21 protein-coding genes are annotated in these 23,320 nt (G+C 73.4%); 13 read left to right on the forward strand and 8 right to left on the reverse strand.

From position 1 onward, the window contains the following. Positions 1-17 precede the first annotated feature (17 nt). Positions 18-527: a cupin domain-containing protein gene (locus tag ACIG3E_RS34120; protein WP_399623641.1), complete on the reverse strand. Its 510-nt coding sequence runs from the start codon at positions 525-527 to the stop codon at positions 18-20. 175 nt (positions 528-702) lie between these two features. Here ACIG3E_RS34120 and ACIG3E_RS34125 point away from each other — a divergent pair, with 175 nt between their 5' ends. Further along, positions 703-1,341, forward strand: a complete 639-nt coding sequence (locus ACIG3E_RS34125; protein ID WP_399623643.1) for a TetR/AcrR family transcriptional regulator — start codon at positions 703-705, stop codon at positions 1,339-1,341. A gap of 420 nt (positions 1,342-1,761) precedes the next feature. Beyond that, the gene (locus tag ACIG3E_RS34130) at positions 1,762-1,923 is read left to right on the forward strand and encodes a hypothetical protein (RefSeq protein WP_399623742.1); all 162 of its coding nucleotides are present in this window, start codon (positions 1,762-1,764) and stop codon (positions 1,921-1,923) included. Here ACIG3E_RS34130 and ACIG3E_RS34135 read toward each other — a convergent pair. Then, entirely contained in the window at positions 1,895-5,236 is a 3,342-nt protein-coding gene (locus ACIG3E_RS34135) for a S8 family serine peptidase (protein ID WP_399623645.1), read from the reverse strand. The two genes, ACIG3E_RS34130 and ACIG3E_RS34135, sit on opposite strands and share 29 nt — an antisense overlap. Before the next feature lie 126 nt (positions 5,237-5,362). Beyond that, complete coding sequence (locus ACIG3E_RS34140; protein WP_399623647.1) at positions 5,363-6,214, reverse strand: LysR family transcriptional regulator; 852 nt, start codon at positions 6,212-6,214, stop codon at positions 5,363-5,365. An 80-nt stretch (positions 6,215-6,294) separates the two neighbouring features. Between ACIG3E_RS34140 and ACIG3E_RS34145 the strand changes: the two genes are divergently transcribed. Further along, entirely contained in the window at positions 6,295-6,810 is a 516-nt protein-coding gene (locus ACIG3E_RS34145) for a cupin domain-containing protein (RefSeq protein ID WP_399623649.1), read from the forward strand. 24 nt (positions 6,811-6,834) lie between these two features. Here the strand turns inward: ACIG3E_RS34145 and ACIG3E_RS34150 are convergent, their stop codons facing one another. Continuing rightward, entirely contained in the window at positions 6,835-8,832 is a 1,998-nt protein-coding gene (locus ACIG3E_RS34150) for a helix-turn-helix domain-containing protein (RefSeq protein ID WP_399623651.1), read from the reverse strand. A 161-nt stretch (positions 8,833-8,993) separates the two neighbouring features. Here ACIG3E_RS34150 and ACIG3E_RS34155 point away from each other — a divergent pair, with 161 nt between their 5' ends. From ACIG3E_RS34155 to ACIG3E_RS34180, 6 genes are all read left to right on the forward strand, one after another. Next, positions 8,994-9,845 (forward strand): helix-turn-helix domain-containing protein, encoded by an 852-nt coding sequence (locus tag ACIG3E_RS34155; RefSeq protein ID WP_399623653.1) that lies wholly within the window; start codon positions 8,994-8,996, stop codon positions 9,843-9,845. Further along, positions 9,842-10,648, forward strand: coding sequence for an SAM-dependent methyltransferase (locus ACIG3E_RS34160; protein ID WP_399623654.1), 807 nt, complete (start codon positions 9,842-9,844; stop codon positions 10,646-10,648). Before ACIG3E_RS34155 ends, ACIG3E_RS34160 begins: the two co-directional genes overlap by 4 nt. Further along, positions 10,645-12,123 (forward strand): helix-turn-helix domain-containing protein, encoded by a 1,479-nt coding sequence (locus ACIG3E_RS34165; RefSeq protein WP_399623656.1) that lies wholly within the window; start codon positions 10,645-10,647, stop codon positions 12,121-12,123. Before ACIG3E_RS34160 ends, ACIG3E_RS34165 begins: the two co-directional genes overlap by 4 nt. Positions 12,124-12,256: 133 nt before the next feature. After that, on the forward strand, positions 12,257-12,832 hold the full coding sequence (locus ACIG3E_RS34170; protein ID WP_399623658.1) for a phosphoesterase: 576 nt from the start codon (positions 12,257-12,259) through the stop codon (positions 12,830-12,832). Further along, positions 12,832-14,406 (forward strand): alkaline phosphatase D family protein, encoded by a 1,575-nt coding sequence (locus ACIG3E_RS34175; protein WP_399623660.1) that lies wholly within the window; start codon positions 12,832-12,834, stop codon positions 14,404-14,406. Before ACIG3E_RS34170 ends, ACIG3E_RS34175 begins: the two co-directional genes overlap by 1 nt. 134 nt (positions 14,407-14,540) lie before the next feature. Continuing rightward, entirely contained in the window at positions 14,541-15,695 is a 1,155-nt protein-coding gene (locus tag ACIG3E_RS34180) for a hypothetical protein (RefSeq protein ID WP_399623662.1), read from the forward strand. Between the two features lie 10 nt (positions 15,696-15,705). Here the strand turns inward: ACIG3E_RS34180 and ACIG3E_RS34185 are convergent, their stop codons facing one another. After that, positions 15,706-16,431, reverse strand: coding sequence for a dienelactone hydrolase family protein (locus tag ACIG3E_RS34185; protein ID WP_399623665.1), 726 nt, complete (start codon positions 16,429-16,431; stop codon positions 15,706-15,708). A gap of 281 nt (positions 16,432-16,712) precedes the next feature. On the opposite strand from ACIG3E_RS34185, the gene ACIG3E_RS34190 reads away from it, so the two are divergent. Further along, positions 16,713-17,687 (forward strand): hypothetical protein, encoded by a 975-nt coding sequence (locus ACIG3E_RS34190; protein ID WP_399623668.1) that lies wholly within the window; start codon positions 16,713-16,715, stop codon positions 17,685-17,687. A 226-nt stretch (positions 17,688-17,913) separates the two neighbouring features. After that, positions 17,914-18,507, forward strand: a complete 594-nt coding sequence (locus ACIG3E_RS34195; RefSeq protein ID WP_399623670.1) for a YbhB/YbcL family Raf kinase inhibitor-like protein — start codon at positions 17,914-17,916, stop codon at positions 18,505-18,507. Positions 18,508-18,568: 61 nt separating this feature from the next. Here ACIG3E_RS34195 and ACIG3E_RS34200 read toward each other — a convergent pair whose 3' ends face one another. Continuing rightward, complete coding sequence (locus ACIG3E_RS34200) at positions 18,569-19,273, reverse strand: DUF1326 domain-containing protein (RefSeq protein WP_399623672.1); 705 nt, start codon at positions 19,271-19,273, stop codon at positions 18,569-18,571. A gap of 324 nt (positions 19,274-19,597) precedes the next feature. On the opposite strand from ACIG3E_RS34200, the gene ACIG3E_RS34205 reads away from it, so the two are divergent. After that, entirely contained in the window at positions 19,598-20,746 is a 1,149-nt protein-coding gene (locus tag ACIG3E_RS34205; RefSeq protein WP_399623674.1) for an alkaline phosphatase PhoX, read from the forward strand. 61 nt (positions 20,747-20,807) lie between these two features. On the opposite strand, the gene ACIG3E_RS34210 is transcribed toward ACIG3E_RS34205, so the two are convergent. Together ACIG3E_RS34210 and ACIG3E_RS34215 are read right to left on the reverse strand one after the other, a co-directional pair. Continuing rightward, a complete protein-coding gene (locus tag ACIG3E_RS34210; RefSeq protein WP_399623676.1) occupies positions 20,808-21,860 on the reverse strand; it encodes a methyltransferase in 1,053 nt (350 codons plus the stop codon). A gap of 153 nt (positions 21,861-22,013) precedes the next feature. Continuing rightward, positions 22,014-22,565 (reverse strand): GNAT family N-acetyltransferase, encoded by a 552-nt coding sequence (locus tag ACIG3E_RS34215; RefSeq protein ID WP_399623678.1) that lies wholly within the window; start codon positions 22,563-22,565, stop codon positions 22,014-22,016. Between the two features lie 50 nt (positions 22,566-22,615). Here ACIG3E_RS34215 and ACIG3E_RS34220 point away from each other — a divergent pair, with 50 nt between their 5' ends. Further along, complete coding sequence (locus tag ACIG3E_RS34220) at positions 22,616-23,206, forward strand: TetR/AcrR family transcriptional regulator (protein WP_399623680.1); 591 nt, start codon at positions 22,616-22,618, stop codon at positions 23,204-23,206. The last annotated feature ends 114 nt before the right edge of the window (positions 23,207-23,320 follow it).

The following is a 23,320-nucleotide window of genomic DNA, read 5'->3' on the forward strand; positions in this document are numbered from 1 at the left end:
GCGGCGGAGCGCGGCCGTCAGCGCTTGGGCGGGGTGAGGCCGTAGCGCCGTACGACGTCGTCGAACCAGTCGGGGTGGCCGTAGGTCAGGCCGTACTTCTCGGCGAGCGCGTCGAAGGCGCCGCGGTCGCTCGTGCTGGCGGCCACGAGGTCGGCGAGTTCCTGGAAGTAGCGCTCGAAGCCGCCCGGGGTGATGATCTCGATGATGCGGCCGGGGGTGTCACCGGCGTTCCACATGGCGTGCATCTGGCCGCGGGGCTTGATGATGTAGCCGCCCGGGCCGATCACGGTCTCGGCGTCGTCGGAGCGGAAGCCGATCTCGCCCTCCAGGACGATGGAGTACTCGTCCTCCCTGGTGTGCAGGTGGGCCGGGGTGATCACACCCACGCCGAAGGGGTGCTCGACGATGGACAGCGGGCCCCCGGAGGCCGCGCTGCTCAGCTTGAAGTCGGCGCCGAAGCCGGGGAGGGGCGCGTGGTGGCCCTCCCCCGGCTGCACGACCGTGAGGCGCGGGACGCTGGTGCTCATGGGGGCCTTCCTCCTTGACCGGGTGCGGGGTGCGGCTCGGGACTCAAGTCGCCGCTCGCGAGGGGACTTCGGGCCACCCTGCCCTACAGGTTTCGTTACAGTCAATGATTCAAACTCCCTCACGGGGCATGTGAGGGGCGCCGGTTAGGGTGAGCCCGGACAGGAGGAGCACGTCATGAGCAGCAAGGACGCGGGCGCGCCCGCGCCGCGCCCCGGCGGCAGGCCCCGGGAGCCGGCGATCGAGGAGGCGATCCTCAAGGCCACCCGGGCGCGGCTCGCCACCGACGGCTACTCGCGCCTGACGATCGGCGACGTCGTCGCCGACGCCGGGGTCACGCGCCCGACCCTCTACCGGCGCTGGCCGAACAAGTACGAACTCGTCGTGGACGCCCTCCACTACGGCCTGCGCAAGCAGCGCGAGGCCTATCCGCCCATGGACCTGGAGCGGATGACGCCGCTGGAGGCGTTCACCGAGGCCGTGCGGCGCCTCGACCCGCGCTACCACAACGAGCGGGCCATGGCCCTGCACGGCAACTTCATGGGCGAGGCCGAGCGCGAGCCGGAGCTGTTCACGCAGCTGCGCGAGCACGGGAACAAGCCGCGCTGCGCCGAACTCGCGCGCACCCTGCGCCATCTCCAGGACGCGGGCGCCCTGCGCGCGGACGCCGATCTCGACACCGTGGTGACCCTCTGCTTCGGCAGCTACTTCGGCGACTACCTGCGCACGGGGCAGAGCACCCCGGCCGACCTCGCCGACCGGGTCGTCGCCGTACTGTGGCCCACCCTGCGGGCACCCGAGCCGCCCGAGGCGTAGCCGCAGGCGCCGAACCTCCCTTTGGCAAAGGGAAATCCGGCCGATGATGCGGCTGAGGTGCCGTTGTCATGCCGACCGGCCGTGTGCGGCGCCTCATGCCTCGGCGCGCTCCCGGCGGGGTCGCTGCCCGCCGTCGCCTCGCTGGCGGTCGGCGGCGACGCGGCGACGCCCGAGGGGGCGCTTCGTCGCCTGTCCGTACGGCGCGCCCGGCCGCCGCATGGACCGCACCGGGGACGTGGTGACCCGGCGCCACGACGGCCAGCTCGTCGTCCACGGGCGGGCCGACGACCAGGCCCAGATCCGTGGCTTCCGCGTCGAATCCGGCGAGGTGCAGGCCGCGTTGAGCGAACACCCGGGTGTGGCGCGGGCGGCCCGATCCGGGCGGTGTTCGAGGCGAAGCTGTTCCACGCCCTCGGCGGGGTGTGCCCGCCGAGGGCGGTCTTCGCGACGGGGACCTCGGCCATCCCGGTCGAGCGGCTCGCCGCGCGAACGGGGCGGCCGGGCTTCCACCGCTATCCGGCGCGCGGCGCCTTCGTGCGGGTGTGGGCTCGCCCTACGGGGCGAGCCGGTACGCGTTGCTGATCGTCTCGGTCATGGTGTTGCCCGAGGTGTCCTTGAGGTACACCCGGAACGACACGGCCTTGGCCGTCGCCGGGTGCCGCACGCTCGCCGTGCGCGCGCCCGAGGCGTCGGTCGTGACGGGGGCGGACTTCCAGGTCCTGCCGCCGTCGTAGGAGACCTTGACGGTCAGCTCGGCGACCTTGTCCCGGCCCGCGGCGGCCCCGGCCACCTTCAGCGGCACGGTCAGCGTGCCGCCCGCGGGGGCCGTGCCGTTCAGCGCCAGCTTCGGCGCGAGGCGGACGGTGGAGAGCGGCAGGTCGGTGGGCTGCTCGTCGGGGGTCCTGGCCGAGGTGAAGGTCCAGGCCACGGACACCTTCGTGCTGGTCGTGGTGGCCTTCGCCGGGCGGCTCGCCTCCATGGTCAGCTTGTAGGGCGCGGAGGCGGCGGGGAGATCGGCGTTGACCGCGCCGGGCTCGCCCTCGGCGACGGTCCGGCCGCCGGACTCCAGGCGGGTGAAGCCGCCGGTGGTGAGCGAGTCGCCCGCGTGTCCCGCGCCGTCGTTGAACAGCCGGACGTAGGCGTCCATGGAGTTGCCCGCGCGGCGCGCGCCCTGACCCGCCTCGGCCTTGAGGTCGGGGCCGACCACGCCGGTGTTGAAGTTCAGCGTGTAGCGCTTGCCCGCCTTGTACGCGACCGGGTCCGTGCCGTAGTTGATGACCGGCGCCCCCGCGTCGTCGAGCTGCGCAACGGACCACATCCAGTGCAGGCCCTTGGTGTTGACGTAGGTCGTGCCCGAGGCCGGGAGGTTCAGGGTGGTCTGCGACGGGAGCGGCGAGCCGTAGTCGTTGGCGCCGATCGGCGTGACGGAGAGCGTGCCCTTGCGCCGGGCGGCGGAGGAGCCGATGCCGTACGTCACCTCGGCGACCTCGGCCTTGGTGGTGGCGTGCTTCAGGCCGGTGAACCAGCTGCCGGTGCGGCTGAAGGCGAGGCGGTAGTCGACCTTCTTGGCGGAGCTGCCCGGCACCTTCCACACCCCGTTGTACTGGGCGTTCAGCGTGGTGGAAGAGGCGCCGAGCCCGGCCGTGCGGAGGGTGGTCGCACGGCCCAGGCTGAAGCTGCCCGCGATCCCGGCCGCCGGGTCGTCGTAGCTGAGGTCCGACTCCGTGAGGCGCGCGGCCCGGTCCGGGGCGGTGACGGCGATCGGCTTGGCCTTGCGGGAGTCCAGCGTGAGCGTCGAGTCCGCGGCGACCTTCAGCTTCGGCTGCACGAAGACCGCGAACTCCGGGGTCTGCCCGTAGACGGAACTCTCCAGGCCGTACGTGCCCTTGGGGAGGCGCACCGTGGCCGTGCCGCTGCTGTGGTAGGGAACCGTGATCTTCGTCTGGGTGGCGCGCTCGGTGAGCGTGGTGGTGTAGGTCGACGCGCTCCGGCCGTTGACGTCCAGGTGCTTCAGCGTGACGTCGTAGGACTCGACCTCGCGGTCGACGACGAGGCCGGTGCGGACCGACTGCCCGTCACCGGCGGCCAGGACGGTGCCGCCGTAGACGCCGTCGGCGGAGCCGGGCTTGGTGTCGGCGGTGACGGTGGTCTTCGCGGTGCCCTGGGCCGGGACGGTGAGCTTGGTGTCCTTGAGGGTGAACATGCCCGCCGGGGCCGGGCGCCCCGCCGGGTCCACGGCCGTGGTGGACAGCGTGAGGGTGACCGGCTGGGTGCCGTGGTTGCGGTAGGTGAGCGTCTTCTTGACCGGCTTGTCGTCGGTGTGCGGCCAGGCCTGCGTGCCGAACGTGAGCGTGCCGGGCTCGGAGGAGACGGACGCGGACACCGCGCGCGTCAGGTCCACGCGGCCCGCCCCCTGCTCATAGGCGTTGAGCTTGGGGTTGGCCTTGGCGGAGCCGGTCAGGACGGCCTTGAGCCGCGGCCCCGACCAGGTGGGGTGCTGCTGCAGGAGCAGGGCGGCGGCTCCGGCCACGTGCGGAGTCGCCATCGAGGTGCCCGACAGGGAGGTGTAGCCGTCGCCCTCGTCGTCGGACAGCTCGGTGGAGCGCGCGGCGGTGATGTCCTCGCCGGGCGCGGTGAGGTCGGGCTTGGCGGCCCCGTCGGCCGTCGGGCCCCGGCTGGAGGTCTCCGCGATCTTGTCCCGCTTGTCGACCGAGCCGACGGTGAGGGCCTCGGGGGCGCTGCCGGGCGCGTTCAGAGTGTGCGGGCCGGGGCCGTCGTTGCCCGCCGCGATGACGAACAGGGCCTTGCCGGAGAGCCGCGCGACGGCCGCCTCCAGCGGCTCGGTGCCCGGGGTGTCCAGGCTGCCGAGGCTCATGTTGACGACCTTGGCACCGCTGTCGACGGCCCACTGCATGCCCGCGGCGATGTCGGAGTCGTAGCCCGCGCCCACCTCCTCGGAGATGACCTTGCCGTCGAGGAGCTTGGCGCCGGGCGCCACGCCCTTGCGCTTGCCGCCCGACTTGGCGCCGGAGCCCGCGAGGATGGAGGCGACGTGGGTGCCGTGGCCCATGCGGTCCTTGGCGTCGGGCGCCGCGGTGAAGTTCTTCTCGACGACCTCGACGCCCTTGAGGTCCGGGTGCTTCTGGTCGACCCCGGTGTCCAGGACGGCGACCTTGACGCCCTTGCCGGTGTATCCGGCGTTCCACATGGTGGGAGCGCCGATCTGCGGCACGCTCTTGTCGAGCGCGGGGCGCACCTTGGCGTCCAGCCAGACGTGCGCGACGGCCGGGGCGACGGTGGCGCGGACGTTCGTCCGCCCGCCCGTGCCGCGGGTGAGCGTCGACCACAGGTCCGTCGCGGCGGACTTGGGCGTGGAGAACGCCTCACCGCCGACGGCGGGCAGGGCGCGGCGGTCGCGGGCGTGGCCCTTGAACGTGTCGGCCGCCTTGAGGGCGTTGACCCGGCCCGGCCGGTATCCGACGATCAGCGGGAGCGAGGTGGTGTGCGCGTCGTCGTACTCGTCGGCGACCAGGCGCGTGACGTCGAACAGCCGCCGGTCGAGCCTGCCCGCGGCGATCAGCGACTCGGCGTCCTGCGGTACGACGTACACGTGCCCGGCCTCGCGCCGCACCGAGATCGCCATCTGCTCGCGGCCCTCGCCGCGGATCAGCTTGACGACCCGGCCACCCTTCGCCGCGACGACCACCCGGTCTCCGGTGATCAACGTGACCGTGGCCGTCTTCCCCGGCCGGGCCCCCTTGGCGCCCGCGGCCTCACTCGTGCCCGTAGTGCGGTCCGGCCGCGTCCCGGTGTCGGCTGCCGCCGCCCCCGTGAGCAGTGCGCCGGACACCACGGCGGCCATCGCCGCCGCCCCCACCCTCGATATGCCTGTCACCCTAATTGCCCGTCCTTTGAGCGTGTTGATGCGACCCCCCGTGAGACGCGATCATGACACGGGTGGTTCTCGGGAAGCGGAAGAGATGTCGGGGAACACCGGAACGCCAGGCGTCGACGAGCGGACTCAGGGGCGGTACGTGTCCGTCGCGATCCGGACGAACGAGCGGATCAGCGGGTTCGCGTCGCCCGCGCGCCAGGCCACCAGGACGCGGCTGGGCTCCATGTCGGCCAGCGGCACCACCGTGAGTCCGCGGCCCGGCTCGTGGCCCAGGGGCGTCATGCCGACCGTGCCGTTCCACAGGACGGCCTGTCGGCACTCCTGGACGGCGCGCACCACCGGGCCCTCGCGCGGTGCGCCGCCGTTCCAGTACGTCTGCCAGACGCCGTCGGTGCCCCGCGGGAAGAGGAACCAGCGGCGGTCGGCCAGGTCGGCCAGGCGCAGGCGGTCGCCGCGGGCCAGCGGGTCGTCGGCGCGCAGCAGCGCGCCCACCGGGTCGGCCCGCAGCTCCCGGGCGGCAAGACCTGTGGTGTCGAACGGCCCGCGGGTCAGGGCGACGTCGACGAGCCCGGCGTGCAGCCCGCAGGTGGGATCGGTCAGGTCGGTCTCGCGGACGCGGACCTCGACGTGCGGGTGCCGTGCGCGGAAGGCCTCGGCCAGGCGGGCCGCGTCCGGGTCGGCGCCGTCGCCCAGGATGCCGACGGTGAGGGTCGCGGCACCGGCCGCCGCGGCCACCCGGGCGTGCACCCGCTCGGCCTGCTCCAGCAGGGCGCGCGCCTCGTCCAGGAGCACCGACCCGGCGCCGGTGAGCCGGACACCGGCGGACGACCGGTCGAACAGGGCGGCGCCGAACCCGGCCTCCAACTGCCTGATCGCCCGGCTCAGCGGCGGCTGGCTCATGTGCAGCCGGGCGGCGGCCCGGCCGAAGTGCAACTCCTCGGCCACCGCCACGAAGTACCGCAGCGTGCGCAGCTCCATGGCGGCACGATACCCGTGGGGTATCGAGGGGGCGGAAGGGGTCTTGGACACCCCCGGCGCACCGGCGGTGGAATCGACGCATGACAGACACACCGAAGAGCGCTGACACACCGAACACCGGCGCGCCGGACGCCGACCCCGCCGTGACCGTGGTCGGTCCCGACGAGGGCGAGGTCATCGTCCTGGGCACCACGCGCATGCGCGTCCTGGAGGACGGCACCGCCACCGGCAACCGCCTCGGCTGCACCGAGTCCGTCCTCGCACCGCACACGCCCGGACCGCCCCAGCACCGCCACGCCCTGCACGACGAGGGCTTCTACGTCGTCTCCGGCTCGGTGCGCTTCACGGTCGGCAGGCAGCACCACGACGTGCCCGCGGGCGCGTTCGTGACGGTCCCGCCCGGGGCCCCGCACACCTTCGCCAACGTGACCGACGAACCGGCCGTCATGCTCAGTACGTTCACGCCGTCCCTGTACGTGCAGTACTTCCGGGACCTCCAGGAGGCGGCCGCCGAGGGCCGGGGGCTGACTCCGCAGGAGCACCTGCGGACGATGAGCCGCTACGCCACCGAACCGGCCACCGACGTCGTCTCGTGAACGTCGCGCCGGGGCGCCCCCGGGTCACGGCGTCGAGCACAGGTCGGCGCGCGGGTTGGTGACGCCGACCTCGCCGGTCAGGATGTGCAGGGAGAACTGGAGGTCGCGCAGGCCGCCCAGGGAGCCGAGGTCCCGGGCCATATGGCCTTCGAGGGCGCGCAGGTGGGAGCGGACGGTGAACTCGGAGAGGCCGAGGGCGCGGGCGGTGGGCTCGATGTGCGCGTCGTGCGCGAGCCAGACCGCCGCGGTGGTGAGCAGGTTCCTGCGGTCGCCGCGCGCGCCGCACAGCAGGTTGTCCGCCCAGGCCCTGGCCTCGGGCGAGGCGAGCAGCGACTTTAGGGTGGGCGGCGCGCCGCCCACCAGGGTGAGGGAGCGCTCGGGCCGGTGCCGGTCGGCGAGCAGGTCCAGGGCGAGCCCGACGGTGGCCCGGTCCCGCACGGTCGCGAAGTCCATGTCCAGGAGTTCGGCCGCCTTGGCCACGCGGCGCCTGACGGTGTTGCGGTGCACGCGCAGCCGACGGGCGGCCACCGCGTAGGGGTAGGCGAGGGCGGTGGGCAGGGTGTCCCGCATCTGCTCCCCCTGCGCGTCGGGCCGCAGGAGCGGGTCGAGCAGCCCGCGGGCCCAGCGCCGCGCCGCGTCCCGTGGCAACACGCTGACCAGGTCGGTGCTCTGCGCGGACAGCGCCACCGCGTCCGGGCGGCGCAGCGCGAACCGCTGGGCGGTGATGGCCTCCTGGAGGGCGTCGGCGAGCATCACCATCGGGTACGTGCCGCTGCCGCCCAGCGAGGCGTCGGCGCCCAGCTCGGCGACGAGCCGGGTGAGCGCGGTGGCCACCGCGTCGCCGGTGCGGCGCGGCCGGATCGGCTCGACGACCAGGATCCGGCGGTCCTCGCGCGGATCGGCGACGACCAGGGCCCGGCCCGCCGTCCCCGCTTCGCAGCGGAGCAGGACGGCGTCGCGCCGGTCCTGGGGCGTCTCGACGACGAAGACGCGGACGGCGTCCGGGGTGAGCAGCCCCGGCGCCTGGGTGGCCATGACCCGGCGCGCCTTGTCGACCTCGGCGTCAAGGAGCAGTTCCACGGCCGCCGTACGGGTCGCGTGCGCGGCGTCGGCGGCGGCCCGGTGCTCGCGGCGCGCCTGGTCGAGCAGGCCGAGCAGGCGCGCCGCGTGCCGCATGAGCCGGAGGTCGGCGTCGTCGAAGGGGGGCGAGCGGCGGGCGACGGCCAGTACCGCGTTCCCGGCGTCCGCGGCGGAGACGGCGCCGACCGCGGCGAGGTCGCCGACCGCGGCGACCCGACCGCCCCACGAGGCGTCGTCGACGGGGGCGGGAGGCGCCGACGAGAGGGGGACGAGCCGCGTGTGCGGACCCTGGGACCGGTCGCGCGCGAGGCCTTCGCGGTGGCCGCGCAGGAACGCCTCCGCCAGGGCCTCGGCCGCGGTCTCGGGCGACGCGGCGAGGACGCTGCCCGGCTCGCTGACGAGGACCTGTGCCCGCAGGGCGCGCGCCAGCCAGTCCGCGATGGGCTGCATGGCCTCGGGGTCGGCGGCCCGGGTGGGCAGCTGCTGGACGAGGGTGGTGAGCTGACCGGCGCGGGCCTCGGCGTCGGCGAGCCGTCGCTCGGTGAGGTCGCGGCCCGCCCGGGCCCACTGGCGCGGCGGCGCGGTGGTGATGAGCAGGGGGACGCCGAGCGCGGCGGACACCTCCCGCACCGCCAGGGAGAACGGCTGGTGGGCGCCGGACAGGACGCTCACCGCGAGGCCCGCGCACCCGTCGAGGGCCAGCTGTTCCAGGAGCGTCTCCAGGGCGACTTCCGCACGCCCCCGAAGCCGGAACGGCATCTCGGTGAGCAGGACGAGCGAGCCGGGTTCGAGGCGACGCTGCGGCTCGCCCTCCAGGAGCTGGGGCAGGGTCAGGGTCGCCAGTCCGGCGACCCTGACCGCCTCGTGCGGTGTGGCGGGGACGCCTCCGGCGAAGGCAAGTTCGAGTTCGACCCTGCCGACCAGTGCGCCCAGCGTCAGCACGTCATCTCCCCCGTCATTCCCCCGTGCGTACGACGTGTTGTCCGCCCCGGTTGTCCCGGCCGCTTCACCACTGCGCCTACTCAACGGGTTGCGTCCAGGGATTGCAAGCGACAAGGTGTGCACTGTCCACAAGTTGCGGAGTCTGTCGCAAGGAGGGGTGCGTGGCTCGCGAACGATCCGGTCGGACCGTCGCGCACCTCGTGCTCGCCACCCGGCTCAAGGTCCTCCGCGAGGCCGCCGGGCTTTCGCTCAAGCAAGCCGCGTCGGCCCTCGGCGCGCACCCCGCCACGGTCCGCCGGATCGAGCAGGCCCAGACGTCCCTGGACGTGGGTCAGGTGTCCGCGCTCCTCGCGGCGTACGGAGCGGCGCGGGCGGAGACCGAGGAGTTCCTGGGCAAGTTGGCGAGTGCCAACGCCCCGGGGTGGTGGCACCCCTGGCGCGCCGTGATGGACCCGTGGCAGCTCGACCTGATGAGCGTGGAGTCCGCGGCCGGAATCGTGCGCACCTGGGAGCCCGCACTCGTTCCGGCTCTGCTGCGCACGCCGTCGTACGCGCGCGCCGTCGACGACGTGCTGCGCCCGGACCTGTCCCCCGCGGCCAAGGACCGCAGAACCGATCTGCTGGTCCAGCGCCAGGAGCGGCTGCGCACCCAGCAGACCCGCATCTGGGCCGTGATGTCGGCCGCGGCCCTGCACACCCGCGTCGGGCTCCCGGGGGTGCTGGCCGAACAGCTGGAGGTGTTGCGCGCCACGGCCGAGCGGCCCGACGTCACATTGCAGATCCACCCCCTGGACGGGCCCCCGCACGCGCTGACCGGCAAGCCGCCGCTGACCCTGTTCCGCGTCGAGGTGCCGGAGATCTCCGACCACGTGGTCAGGGAGGGCGGCCTGGCCGGGACCGCCGACGTCTGGGACGCGCCCGACACGGTGACGGCCTACCGTCTGCTCCTCGACTACTCCTGCGCCACCGCACTCCACCCCGACAAGTCGAAAGAGGTACTGGACCTGTCATGACCGAACCGATGAGGCTCCCCCCGCGGTTGGACGAGATCGACAGTTCCGTCGCCCACAGCGCGCGCGTGTGGAACTACTGGCTGGGCGGCAAGGACTGGTACGAGGCCGACAGGGCCGCCGGTGACGCCTACCGCGACAAGTACCCCCTGATCGAGCCGTTCGCCCAGGAGTCACGGGGCTTCCTGGTGCGCACCGTCACCTGGCTGGCCAAGGAGGCAGGGATCCGGCAGTTCCTGGACGTGGGCGCGGGCCTTCCCACGGCCAACAACACCCACGAGGTGGCCCAGCGCATCGCCCCGGAGAGCCGGGTGGTGTACGTCGACCACGACCCGCTCGTGCTCCTGCACGTCCAGGCGATGGGCAAGAGCACTCCTGAGGGGGCCATGGACTACGTGCTCGCGGACATGCGCGACACGGAGGCGATCCTCACGGGCGCGGCCAAGACGCTGGACATGACCCGGCCCGTCGCCCTGGTGATCAACGACGTCCTCGGGCACATCGTGGACTGGGAGGAGGCCCTGGGGCTGGTGCGGCGCCTGGTGGCCCGGCTGCCCTCGGGGAGCCATCTGTCCCTGAGCCACTCCACGGCATCGGACGACAGGCACCGCGAGGTGCAGGAGGAGTACAACAACTCGGGCGCGATTCCGTACGTCTTCCGTGAGCCGGAGGTGACCGTCGCGTTCTTCGAGGGCCTGGAGATGGTCGAGCCCGGCTATGTGTCCTGGCCCCACTGGCGGCCCGAAGCGACCACCGGCACCCTCACCGCACGCGCGGGGTGGGGTGGCGTCGCGCGGATACCGTGACGACGCGCGGCGCGGGCCGTGAGCCGCACCCCGCACGGCCCCCGGCCCCGTCCGCCGTGGAGCACGCGCAGGTGGTGCGGCGGCTGACGCGCGCGGCGGCCCGCTCCGGCGCGCTCCTCGTCGCCGAGGTCGCCGCCCTGGCCGAGGGCTGGGCGGCGCTCGTGGACCCGGCGGCCGGACTCGTGCACGCCACGCCGGACTCCGCGGGGCCCACGGCGCTGCGGGCCGCCGCGCACCCGCAGGCGCACCCGCACGTGGCCGTCCACCAGGTGCCGGGGGCGCAGGGCACCGTCCTCGTGGTCTGCCCCGGCGTGGCGGCGTCCCCGCCCCTGACGGCGCTCGTCACGCAGTGCGCCGTCGACCTGCTGCGGCTGCGGGCCCGGCACGCGGAGGAGACGCGCGGCACCGAGCAGCGCGTGCACACCGCCGTGCTGCGGCTGCTGCTGCGCGGCCAGCACCGGCTCGCCGCCGAGGTCCTCGGCGGGGAGACCGCCACGCACGCCACCGTGTACCGCCTCACCGGGCGGGCCCTGCACACCGCCCACCACGCGCTGTGGCGGGCGACGCAGCCCGACCTGTCGAACGGCACCCGCACGCTGGTCAGTCTGGACGGGGCGGAGCTGACCGTCGTCGCCCTGCACGGCGCCCGCGACCTGCCCCGCGCCGACGGCGGCCACCCGACGCTCTCCCTCGTCGCGCGCGTCGCCGACCGGCACCAGCTGACCGGGGGCGCGGCGGCCCCCGCGCCCCTGGACATGTTCGTCACCGCGTGGGCCGAGGCCGGGAGCACCCGCAACAGCACCTCCATCGGCCGCCTCACCTCGGTGACCGGGCTGGGGGCGCACGGGCTGCTCCGCGTGATACCGACGGACCGCCTCGTCACCTGGTCCGCGGCCGTGCTCCAGCCGCTCGACGGCAGGGAGCGGCGCACCCTGGAGGCCTGGCTGCGCTCGGGCTCCGCGCAGGCCGCCGCCCCCGCGCTCGACGTGTCCGAGGGCACGGTCCGCTCGCGGCTCCGCTCCATCGGCGTGCTGCTCGCGGTCGACCTCGACCACCCCACCGTGCAGGCCCAGTCGCTGCTCGCGCTGCGCGCCCCGGCCTCGCCCGTCCCGGCCGCGGTGGCGCAACCCCTGCTGCCGAGCCCGCCGTTGCCCGCCGCCCTGCTCAGCGCCGAGCGGGCGGGGCGGTGGGCGTCGGGTCTGCTCCAGCCGCTCGACCCGCGGCTGCGCATCGCGCTCCGCTGCTGGCTCGCGCACCGCGGCCGCACCGCGCCCGCCGCCACGGAGCTGGCCCTGCACCGGACCACCCTCAGCACCTGGCTGAGCGAGTGCGGCCGCCTCCTGGACCTGGACCTGTCGTCCGCGACCGTCCGGGCGGAGCTGCGCCTGGCCGTGGAGACGGCCGCGACCGCCGACGACGTACCGGCCGCGCTGCCGCGCCGGGGCGGCCGGACGTACCGCGAGCCGGGGCGGTAGCCGCCCGCGCACACGCCGTACCGGCGGCCCCTGACGGCCCCTGACGGCAACAGAATTCGCCATGACGCTTCTCGTGGTTCACACGGGGCTGGTGGGCTGACCGCGCCCACATCACCCAGCACAGGAGGCGCGCGTGAATCTCGTCGTCAACGGCGACGCGGAGAGCGGGGCGGGCGGCAGTGCCGATCCCGTCACCACCGTCCGCGGCTGGAAAGTCGTCCAAGGAGCCCCGGCGCTCGTGCCGTACAGCCTGGGCGGCGGCTATCCGACCCCCTCGGACCCCGGCCCCGCGCGGCGCGGCAGCCGCTTCTTCTCGGGCGGCGACAGCCCGCGTACCGCCCTGGTGCAGGACGTCACCCTGCCCAGGAGCGGGCCGACCGGACGCGGGGCCGTCGACGCCGGGAAGGTGCGCTACACCGTGACCGCCTGGCTCGGCGGCTACGCGGGCCAGGAGGACGGCGCCCGTCTCTCCGTGGAGTTCCGCGACGCCAAGGGCACCCCGGTGGCCCTCAGCGTGCTCGGTCCGGTGAGCGCCGCCGAGCGCGAGGGCCGCACGGCGCTGCTCGAACGCGCGGCGGCGGCCCAGGTGCCGCCCGGCGCGCGCACGGCGCGGGTCCTGCTGGTGTTCACGCGCAGCGGCGGCGGCACCTCCAACGACGGCTACGCCGACGCCGTCTCCCTCACCCTCGAGCCCACCGGAGGCCGCTGATGACCGTGAACCGCCGTGACCTCCTCAAGGCCGCCGCGGCCGCGGGCGCGCTGAACCTCGCCTGGCCGCTCGCCCCCGGCCTGACCCCCGCACAGGCCCGCGAGGCCGCCGAGCGGCTCGGCGCGGAGTACGACCGCGCGCCGTTCACCCTCGGCGTCGCCTCCGGCGATCCACAGCCGCACTCGGTGCTCCTGTGGACCAGACTCGCGCCCGAGCCGCTGGCCGCCGAGCAGAAGCTCCCCGAGGTCGTCGAGGTCGAGTGGGTCGTCGCCAAGGACGCCCGCCTGCGCCACGTCGTCGCGCGCGGGACGGCTCCGGCGTCGGCCACGCTCGGGCACAGCGTGCACGTGCCGGTGAGCGGGCTCGCCCCGGGGCGCCCCTACTGGTACGCGTTCAAGGCGCTCGGCCGGACCAGCCGGGTCGGCCGCACGCGGACCGCGCCGCGCGGCCGGGTGCGGAAGGTGACCTTCGCCGCCGCCAACTGCCAGGCGTTCCACGACGGCTTCTACGCCGCGCACCGGGGCATCGCCCGCGAGAACGTGGACTTCGTGATCCACCTCGGCGACTACATCTACGAGCACGGGCAGGTCGGCGGCGTCCCCGAGAAGCACGTGCGCGACCACGACGGCCCGGAGATCCTCACGCTCGCCGACTACCGCAAGCGGCACGCCCTGTACAAGGGCGACAAGTCGCTGCGCGAGGCGCACGCCGCGCACCCGTGGTTCCTGACGTGGGACGACCACGAGGTCGTCAACGACTACAGCGGCACCGGCGGCGGCGCGCCGTTCATGCGGCGCCGCGCGGCCGCGTACCAGGCGTGGTTCGAGCACATGCCGCACCGCGACTCCTTCGGCGGGTCGTCCCTGCCGGACCCGGAGATCCACCGGGTGCGCCGCTGGGGCGACCTGCTCGAACTCACCGTCCTGGACCTGAGGTCGTACCGTTCGGCGCAGAACCTCCCCGACGGCACGATCCTCGGCGCCGAGCAGAAGGCGTGGCTGAAGAAGACCGTCGACAGGGCCCCGGACTCCTGGCACGTGTGGGCCAACTCGATCATGCTGAGCCAGCTGCGCGGCAGGCCCGGCGGCCCGTACATGTTCACCGACCAGTGGGACGGCTTCCTCGCCGAGCGCGAGGAGGTCCTCCAGCACGTGCACGGCAGCGGCCTGGAGGACCTGGTGGTCATCACCGGCGACTGGCACTCGGCGTTCGTCGACGACATCCGCACCGACTTCGACGCGCCCGAATCCCCCTTGGTCGGCACGGAGTTCACCGCGCACTCGGTGACGTCGGGCGCGTACTCCCCGGAGTGGAACGCCGCCAACGGCCCCGTGATGGGCAAGGCCAACCCGCACCTGAAGTACTTCGAGGGCAACCGGTACGGCTACGACGTGTACGAGGTGACTCCGGAGCGCTTCAGCGCGCACATGCGGGTCATCGGCGACCGCCGCGACCCGCGCTCCCCCGTCACCACGCTGACCACCTTCCACGTGGACCGGGGCAAGGCGGGCTCGTACGAGGACGACGCCACGAAGACGTCGCCCGCGCAGTACCGCAGGGATACGGCGGATTAGCCTCCGCACCGCCCCCGCGTGGTCCGGAACACGCCATGATCACGTCGTTGGCCGTGCAACGCCTGTTTCAAGAGCGGGTGTTGGTGCCACGATGAGTGTAAGTGGAGGAAGTACGGAGTAACGGGGGGATTTTCGTGAAGAGACATCAGGCGTGGGTGGTGGCGGGGGCCCTCGCCGCGGTCGTGGTGCCGTCGGCGACGGCGGCCGGACCGGCAGCCGCGGCACCTCGGGCGGCGGGGGCGGTGGCGCAGGTGCTGCCGCCGCTGCCGGGCGACACGGGGGCCAGCGCCAGCCTGATCAACGACGCCGGTCAGGTCGTCGGCTCCAGCCACGACGGGCGCGGGCACTACCGCCCGGTGCGGTGGGAGCCCGACCTCACGCCGACCCGGCTCGGCCTACTGGAGGGCGGGACGCAGGCCGACCCCAAGGTGATCGTCACGGACGGCTCCATCGCGGGCCAGGCCGAGGGCGCCGACAAGCAGTGGCACGCGGCTGTCTGGGGGACGTCGGGCGCGGTGCGCCGGTTGCCGGAACCCACCGGATACCTCACGAGCGCCGCGGAGGACCTCAACGACGACGGCGTCGCGGTCGGCACGGCCAGCGACAACTGGGTGACCCGCGCCGTCCGCTGGAACCGCCAGGGGCAGCCCGAACTGCTCCCGGTGGAGCCGAACATGCGGTACAGCAAGGCGCTGTTCGTCGACAAGCAGGGCAACGCGTACGGCTGGATGAGCTCCACGGCGACCCCAGGGGACGTCGTACGCTGGGACCGGTCCGGGAACATCACCAGGCTCAAGTCCCCCGACGACCCCTACTACACCCGCGCCGAGCTCCGCGACGTCAACGACCGCGGCACCGCCGTCGGCTCGAACGGCACCAGCGACGACTGGCTGGCCTCCCTGGCCCTGCCCGGCGGCACCTTCACGGCCCTGCCCGGCGCGCGGCACAGTAGCACCACGATCGACGTCAACGCCTCCGACACGGTCGCCGGCTACATCAACAGCGACCCCACCCTCTGGAAGGGCCGCGAGGCGGTCCGCCTGCGGCCCCTGCCCGACACCACGAGCGTGCAGCTCCGGTCCCTCAGGGACGTCCTCAACGACGCAGGTACGGTCACCGGTTCCTCCGGGAAGCACGCCGTGACCTGGGACGCCACCGGCCAGCCCACCAAACTGCCCGTCGCCCCGGACGTGACCTCCTCCTACGGCCTGGTCATCAACGGCCCCGGCCAGGTCCTCGGATACATCGACACGTGGTCCGCCTCAAGGATCCCCGTGGTCTGGCGCTGACCCGACCGGCTCACCGCGTCACGGGCAGGCACTCGGCGAGCAGGTCGACGACGTCCCGCCACGCTCGCCGCGCGTGCTGCGGGTGGTAGCCGACCCCGGGGCGCGTGGTGTGGTCGACCGGTGGGTGGTGGAAGGCGTGCAGGGCGCCGCCGTAGACCGTGAGGCGCCAGTCGACGCCCGCGGCCTGCATCTCGGCGGTGAACGCGTCCCGTTGCGCGGGCGGCATGATCGGGTCTTGTGACCCGACTCCGGCCCACACCGGGCAGGGAATGCGCGCCGCCTCGCCCGGTCGGCCCGTGGTCAGGGCGTTGACTGTCGCGATCGCGCGCAGGTCGGCGCCGTCGCGCCCGAGTTCCAGCGCGATGGCGCCCCCGGTGCCGTAGCCGACGGCGGCGACCCGGTCCGGGTCGGTCCGCGGTTCGGCGTGGAGCACGTCGAGCGCCGCGCGGCCGATGCCTCGCATCCGGTCGGGGTCGTCGAGCAGCGGCAGGCAACGGGCCAGCATCTCCTCGGGGTCGCCCAAGTAGCGCCCGCCGTGGAGGTCGAAGGCCAGCGCCACGTATCCCAGCTCGGCGAGCGCGTCGGCCCGGCGGCGCTCGACGTCGCTGAGCCCCACCCCCTCGGGCCCGACCAGGACCGCGGGCCGGCGGTCGGCCCCGGCCGGGAGCGCGAGGTGCCCGACCATCGTCAGGCCGTCTGCCGCGTAGGTGATCGTGCGCGTGGTAACCGTCGTCATGAGTCTGGACTGTAGTGATCGTCGAGGCCGGTCGGGCCGGTGTTCTGCCACGGGCAGACGGCAGGTCTCCGGCGTGGGACGTGCCGTGGGCGCTGATCGTCGTGCCGGGGCCGGTGCTGGCTGATCGGCTGACGCCCCGGGAGCCGGGGAGCCATCACCCGGATGTTATGACGACGTGTTAGTAGGCACGGGGTGCCCGGGTCAGTAGCTTCGATGAGTGACGGGCGGTGCGGGCGCCCGTTCGCGCGATCCCCCCACAACCGCTTCGAGACGAGGTCCTCGTGAGCCGTAGACACCTCCCCCGTCTGCTGACCGCATCCGTCGTCCTGGCCCTCGGCGCCGGGACCCTGGCCGCCTCCGGCCCCACCGTGGCCGCCACCCCTTCCGCCACCGGCACCGGCACCCCACAGAGCCGCGCCACCGCCCCCTACTGCTACGACGAACCGTCGCAGCCGAACGCCGACGTGAGCGACCTCAAGGCGTCCTTCACCTCCGCGAACTGGATGCGCACCCTCCAGGCCATGTACAAGCGGCGCTGGCCCAGCGGTGAGGCGCTGGCGATCGCCCAGGCCAAGGACAAGTACTGGGACCAGTTCGTGAACAAGCAGAGCTTCGAGGGATTCACCGAGTCGATGATGGTGGCGATCCACGAGGAGACCCACATGTGGGACCTCGACCCGTCCCGGACCAAGTGGGACGTCCACATCGCGGCCTGGGTCAACGCCGGTCAGCAGGCGCTGACGGTCCCCGTGCACGGCGGCTTCCCCCGCAAGGAGATCCTGCCCCTGATCAAGGACAGCCTCAGCTCCTCCATGGATGACATCTACCTGCGGGACAGGACGCAGGGCGAGTACCGCCTCCAAGGAGTGTTGGCGGAGCAGAACGCCGGTCTGACCGGACTGCCCGCGGTGACGGTGGTCCAGGAGTACATCAAGGGCGTCGGCGCCAGCAACGCCCGGGACATCGCCGCCACCAACCTGCGGTACCTACTGCTCTACTTGCGCGTCGCCAAGGACAAACACCCCGACTACTGGGCCACGATCAAGGCCGAGCCCAAGCTGCGCGACCTGGTCCTGACCCAGTTCCTGCGTACCGCGTACTGGCTGGAGAAGTCCGCGCCCTACACCGGCAAGCTCGGCAGCCGCGACGCCGACAAGATCACGGCGGCGAACTACGCGCCGGAGAACATCGCCGTCCTGGAGGAGTTCACCGGCCGTAAGGTGCGCGTCGACGCGCAGAAGCACTGCACCGCCTGAGCGCGGGCCACGGGGAGGCCGGGCCTCCCCGTGGCAGCGGGGGGCCGCTCACCCACACGCTCGCCGCGGACGAGAAAAGTACAGCGATCCGGTCCATAAGTGACATGACATCAGAAACGACGCTGCCTACGCTGGCCCCACCGCACGAATCCGCTGGCCCCACCGCACGAACACCACTCTCGCGCCACGGAACTCCAGCGTCCCCCAGCATCCTCGGGAGCCTCCAGTGAGAAGTGCACGCATCGCGCTCTTCGCTCTGCTCGTCACCGGAGCCGTCGGACTCTCGCCCACCGCCGCTTCGTCGGCCTCCCCGGCGCCGTCGGCGCCCCGGAACGCGTTCACCCTCTCCAGCTCCGCGTTCGCCGACGGCGGCGTCATCCCCAAGGTCCACGAGTGCACCAGCGGCGGCGGAAGCGACCCCGCCAAGCGAAACGAATCGCCTCCCCTGACCTGGTCGGGCGCTCCGACCGCCGCCAAGAGCTACGCGATCGTCATGCGCGACCTCGACAACTCCAACCTCATCCACTGGGTCATCTACGACATCCCGGCGACCACGACCTCCCTCCCCCAGAACGTCGACCACGCCTACCGGCCCTCGGTCCCGGCGGGAGCCAGGCAGGTCTACTACCGCGGCAGCGCGAGCCTCTACGGCTACCAGGGGCCGTGCTCGCCCTCGACGGTGAACACCTACGAGTTCGTCGTCCACGCGCTCAACCAGGCATCGCTCACCAACCTGAACGCCAACTCCTCGACCCGGACCGCCGCCAGGGAGATCGCCGCGGCGACGATCGGCTCGGCCAGGATCACCGGCGAGTCCTAGCGTCCGTGCCGTGCCGCAGGCGGCCCGGCCGGTCAGGGACCGGCCGGGAGCCCGGGGCCGGTCAGGGGCGCCAGTCGAAGGGGAAGTGCTTGCTCGATCCGCCCCGGTACGCGTGGGAGAAGTCGAAGCCTTCCGCGTGGTCGCTCTCGACCACGCCCCAGGTGGCGATCTGGCCGGGTCCGACCTCGGCGCCCGGTGCGTTGACGAGCTGCACGCGGCGGTTGGGGTCGGCGGTCGGGCCGGTCAGGGCGACGGCCCCGACGGAGACCTTGTCGCCGACGTCGGCCCGCCAGTACGAGAGGTCCTCGGCCGCGTCGAAGCGGACGGGGGCGTACTGGACGTCGCGCAGTTCGCTGATGAGGGAGCCGAACTCGCCCGGCCAGCCCCCGACGTGCCCGGCGAAGATCTGCTGGAGCGCGTCCCGCTGGGCCTGGTCACCCTTGGCGTCTATGTAGAGCATCACCTTCATCGTGGCGTTCGGGTCACCGACCCACATGTTGCCGGTGAACTCGCCGAGCGCGACGACGCCGAGGCCGTCCAGGCGCACGTCCCCGAAGTGCCCTTCGTGGATCTGCCAGACGAGCGTGAACAGGCAGTCCCCGTGGGTCGGTGCCTGCGCGAAGGTGCAGGGGCAGGGCAGGGAGCAGCTACAGACGTCGAACCACTCGCCCCGCAGGTGCCAGTCGGGCAGCGAACCGTCGCCACCGGCGCGGACGACGGTGGGCGTGGCGGACGCGGTCGGCGAAGTCGAGGACGTGGTGCACATGGTGGGACCTCCTGAAGGGACGCGAGCGGATACCCGGAGGGGGTATCCGCCGTCGATGGGGAGGACGCTACGGGGCGGGGTTCGCGCTCGTCAAGTACCCCTGGGGGGTATTCAGTTCCAGGGGTTCGGATGCGCCTCGACGAGCCGCTGCGGCGCCCGCTGCCGCCAGGCGTCCGCGAGGACGTCGGCGCGGTGCTTCCGGTGGAGCGCGACCGCCATTCGCCCACTGGCTCAAAACAGTTCATCCGCCGGTGACTTACCGCCCCGGCGCGGCGGCCCTACTGTCCACGGCGTTCCCGTCCCCCGTGCGACGAAGGAGTCGACATGGAACGCCGTACCGTGCTGCGCGCCGCCGTTCTCAGCGCCGGAGCCGCAGCCTTCTCCGGTTCGTTGTGGCGGCAGGCCGCCGCGTATCCCGCCCTGCCGGGACCCAGCCCCTACGGGGCGCTCCAAGCCGCCGACGCCAACGGCATCAGGCTCCCCGCGGGCTTCACCAGCCGGGTCATCGCCCGCTCCTCCCAGCAGGTGTCCGGCACCGGGTACACCTGGCACGGAGCACCCGACGGCGGCGCCTGCTTCGCCGACGGCTCGGGCTGGATCTATGTGTCCAACGCCGAGCTCAGCGGCGGCCAGGGCGGCGCGAGCGCGGTGAAGTTCAACAGCGCCGCCCAGATCACCGGCGCCTACTCCGTCCTGTCCGGCACGCAGCGCAACTGCGCGGGCGGCGCCACCCCGTGGAACACCTGGCTGTCGTGCGAGGAGACCGACACCGGCTACGTCCACGAGACCGACCCGTGGGGTGTGAACCCGGCGGTGCGGCGGGCGGCGATGGGCCGCTTCAACCACGAGGCAGCGGCCGCCGACCCGGTCCGCAGGGTGATCTATCTGACCGAGGACAAGACCGACGGCCGCTTCTACCGGTTCGTGCCCACCACCTGGGGCAACCTGTCCTCCGGCACCCTCCAGGTGCTCAAGGAGACCGGCGGGACGCTGTCCTGGGCCACCGTGCCCGACCCGGACGGCAGCCCCACCGCGACGCGCTACCAGGTGTCCGGCGCCAAGGTCTTCAACGGCGGCGAGGGCTGCCACTACCGCGCCGAAATCTGCTACTTCACCACCAAGGGGGACAACCGCGTCTGGGCCTACCACGCGGCGAACAACACCCTGGCCGTCGTGTACGACGACAACGTCGGCGGCGCCCCGCTGACCGGCGTGGACAACGTCACCGCCGCCGCGGTCGGCGACCTCTACGTGGCCGAGGACGGCGGCAACATGGAGATCTGCATCATCACGCCCTCCGACGTCGTGGCCCCGTTCCTGCAGGTGACCGGCCAGTCCTCGTCGGAGATCACCGGGCCCGCGTTCAACCCCGCGGGCAACCGCCTGTACTTCTCCTCGCAGCGGGGCACGTCCGGCTCCAGCAGCGGCGGCATCACCTACGAGGTGACAGGCCCGTTCCGCAACAGCCTGTGACCTAGACCGGAGGCGACGGCACGGACGGCGTCCCTCCCCGCGCGGGCGGGGCTCCGTCCGGTCAGCCCTCGGCCGCCGCCTCGATGAGGCAGAACGCGTTCTCCTCGCCGAGCCCGGTCACCGAGGTCAGGGCGAGCCCCGCCCGGTCGCAGAGCTCCGCGAACTCCTCGCGGGTGCGCTCCCTTCCGCCCACGTTCAGGAGCATGTTGAGGTCGGTCAGATAGAGGTGGGTGCTCTCGGGGGTGACCGCGGCGGGCAGCAGGTGTTCGACGATCAGCACGCGTCCGCCCGGCGGGAGCACCGCGCGGCAGTGGCCGAGGATGGTGACGACCTGGTCGTCGTTCCAGTCGTGCAGGATGCTCTTGAGCAGATAGAGGTCGGCGCCCTCGGGGACCGAGCGGAAGAAGTCCCCCACCACCAGGGAGCAGCGGTCCTCGACGCCGTGCCGCCGCAGCGTCGTGGGCGCCTGCGCCAGGCCCTCCTCGGTGTCGCAGAGGATGCCGGAGAGCGCCGGGTGGGCGCGCAGCACCGGGGACAGCAGGGTGCCGTCGCCGCCGCCGATGTCGGCGACCGTGGTGAAGCGGCCGAAGTCGTAGGCGTGCGGGAGCTGGGCCGCGGTGAGCGAAGTGCCTTGGCTCATCGCCGTGTTGAACAGCGTGGACAGCTCCGGGTGCTCCTTGAGGTAGGGGAAGAAGTCCGTGCCGAAGACCGAGGCGAAGGTGGTCTCGCCGGTCCGTACGCCCTCGTCCAGGCGCTCCCAGGCACGCAGCATCGTCGGTTCGGCGAACATGCCGGCGAGCGCCGCGAGCGAGTCGGGCCGCGTCGGGTCGAGGAGGGCGCCCGCGGAGGTCACCGCGTAGGAGTCCGGGGCGCGCTCCTGGAGGATGCCGAGGCTCGCGAGGGCGCGCAGCAGCCGGGCGGTGGCCTGCGGCTGCGTTCCGGCCTCCGCGGCCACGTCGGCGGCGTGCCGCTCCTTGGCGCCGATGATCTCGACCACGCGCAGCCGGACGGCCGCCCGCAGGGTCTGGGCCGCCACGCTCCCCAGGATGAGTTCGACCACGCGCCCGCGGTCCTCGGCGCTCGCCACCGGGGTCTCGTCGTTCGTGTCCGCCACCGTCACTCCCCTTCCGGTCGGGTCGCGCGTGCTCGCCGCACGGACGACCAAGCAACTTAGGTAACCCTAACTTGAAGGGCGGGGGCGGGGGTCGCGATCCGGCCAACCGGGCGCCGCCGGTACTCGTGGACGCCACCCCGGGGCGAGGCAGGCCTACACGCCGCGGGTGCGCCACTCCGAGGCGAGGACGGACCACTGCTGGGCGTCGTACCGCACGCCTTCGTACGGCCACGACTCGCGGCGCACGCCCTCCAGCGTCATGCCGAGCCGCTTGGCGACCGCGGCGCTGCGCTCGTTGTCCGCGCGGCAGACCCACTCCGCGCGGTGCATGCCCCGGACGGTGAACGCCCAGTCGAGGAGGGTCTCGCAGGCCTGGGTGATCAGGCCGTGCCCCTCGGCCGCGGGCTCCAGCCAGCAGCCGACCTCGCACGCGCCCGACGCGGCGTCGAAGCTCACGAACATCACGCCGCCGACCAGCACGCCGTCGCGCCGGATGCCGTAGAGGCGGGCCCCGTCCGCGGCCTGCCGCTCGGCGTACCGGCCGAGCGTGGCCCGGGCGCCGTCGAGGCCTTCGGTGACGAAGGCCGCCCCGACCCATGGCCGGATGTGCTCGCGGGCCCGGTCCAGATGGGCGGCGAACTCCTCGGCGTGCCACGGCTCGAGCGGGCTCAGCTGGGCGTCGTCCCGCAGCGGAAGGGCGAACATGGAGACCTCGCATTCACACAACAGACGTTATGACTATGTACGGTAGCAGCATGCCACGCACCAAGGGAGATCACGAAGCCCGCCGCCGCGACGTGTCCGAGGCCGTCTGGCGGGTCCTCGCCGCGCACGGCTTCGGCGGCCTGACCCTGCGCGCCGTCGCCGCGGAGCTCGGCGCGACCACCGGCCTGCTCACCCACTACTTCCCGGCCAAGCGCGACCTGGTCGCGCACGCCCTCGACCTGCTCGACCGGCGCACCGCGTCACGCCCCCGGCGCGCCGGGGGGACCGGGCTCCCGGCCGTGCGCGCCGCGCTGCTCGACGTGCTGCCGCTGACCGCCGAGGCCACCGACAGCAACCGCATCTGGGTCTCCTCCTGGGACACCGCGCTCGCCGACCCCGGCCTGAGCGACGAGTACGCCCGCAAGTACGCGCGCAGCCGCGACAAGCTGCGCGACCTGGTCGCCGCGGCGCAGGAGTTGGGCGAGCTGCCCGCCGGAGACCCCGCGCGCATCGCCGCCGCCGCGCAGTCCTTCGTGCTCGGCCTGGTCGTGCAGGCCCTCTTCGCCCCGGCGGCGTTCCCGCCGCAGCACCAGGTGGAGCTCCTGGACGACTACCTCGCCGGGCTCGCGGCGACATCCTGACGTCCCCCTGGGGCGCCCTCCCTCCGGAGAGCTACGGACGATCTCGCCCCAGGGCGGGACGCCGACCCCGCCCCCGGCCCCCTAGCCTCACTTCCGGGTACGCCGACAGCCGTG

Origin of the sequence: Streptomyces sp. NPDC053474 (genome assembly GCF_044544845.1) — a bacterium.
GTDB lineage: Bacteria > Actinomycetota > Actinomycetes > Streptomycetales > Streptomycetaceae > Streptomyces.

Coding starts and splice junctions, on each gene's coding strand:
- ACIG3E_RS34125 (WP_399623643.1), top strand. CDS start 703: ATGAGCAGCAAGGACGCGGGCGCGCCCGCGCCGCGCCCCGGCGGCAGG.
- ACIG3E_RS34205 (WP_399623674.1), top strand. CDS start 19,598: ATGGAACGCCGTACCGTGCTGCGCGCCGCCGTTCTCAGCGCCGGAGCC.
- ACIG3E_RS34175 (WP_399623660.1), top strand. CDS start 12,832: ATGACCGTGAACCGCCGTGACCTCCTCAAGGCCGCCGCGGCCGCGGGC.
- ACIG3E_RS34200 (WP_399623672.1), bottom strand. CDS start 19,273: ATGTGCACCACGTCCTCGACTTCGCCGACCGCGTCCGCCACGCCCACC.
- ACIG3E_RS34220 (WP_399623680.1), top strand. CDS start 22,616: ATGCCACGCACCAAGGGAGATCACGAAGCCCGCCGCCGCGACGTGTCC.
- ACIG3E_RS34145 (WP_399623649.1), top strand. CDS start 6,295: ATGACAGACACACCGAAGAGCGCTGACACACCGAACACCGGCGCGCCG.
- ACIG3E_RS34140 (WP_399623647.1), bottom strand. CDS start 6,214: ATGGAGCTGCGCACGCTGCGGTACTTCGTGGCGGTGGCCGAGGAGTTG.
- ACIG3E_RS34185 (WP_399623665.1), bottom strand. CDS start 16,431: ATGACGACGGTTACCACGCGCACGATCACCTACGCGGCAGACGGCCTG.
- ACIG3E_RS34215 (WP_399623678.1), bottom strand. CDS start 22,565: ATGTTCGCCCTTCCGCTGCGGGACGACGCCCAGCTGAGCCCGCTCGAG.
- ACIG3E_RS34160 (WP_399623654.1), top strand. CDS start 9,842: ATGACCGAACCGATGAGGCTCCCCCCGCGGTTGGACGAGATCGACAGT.
- ACIG3E_RS34120 (WP_399623641.1), bottom strand. CDS start 527: ATGAGCACCAGCGTCCCGCGCCTCACGGTCGTGCAGCCGGGGGAGGGC.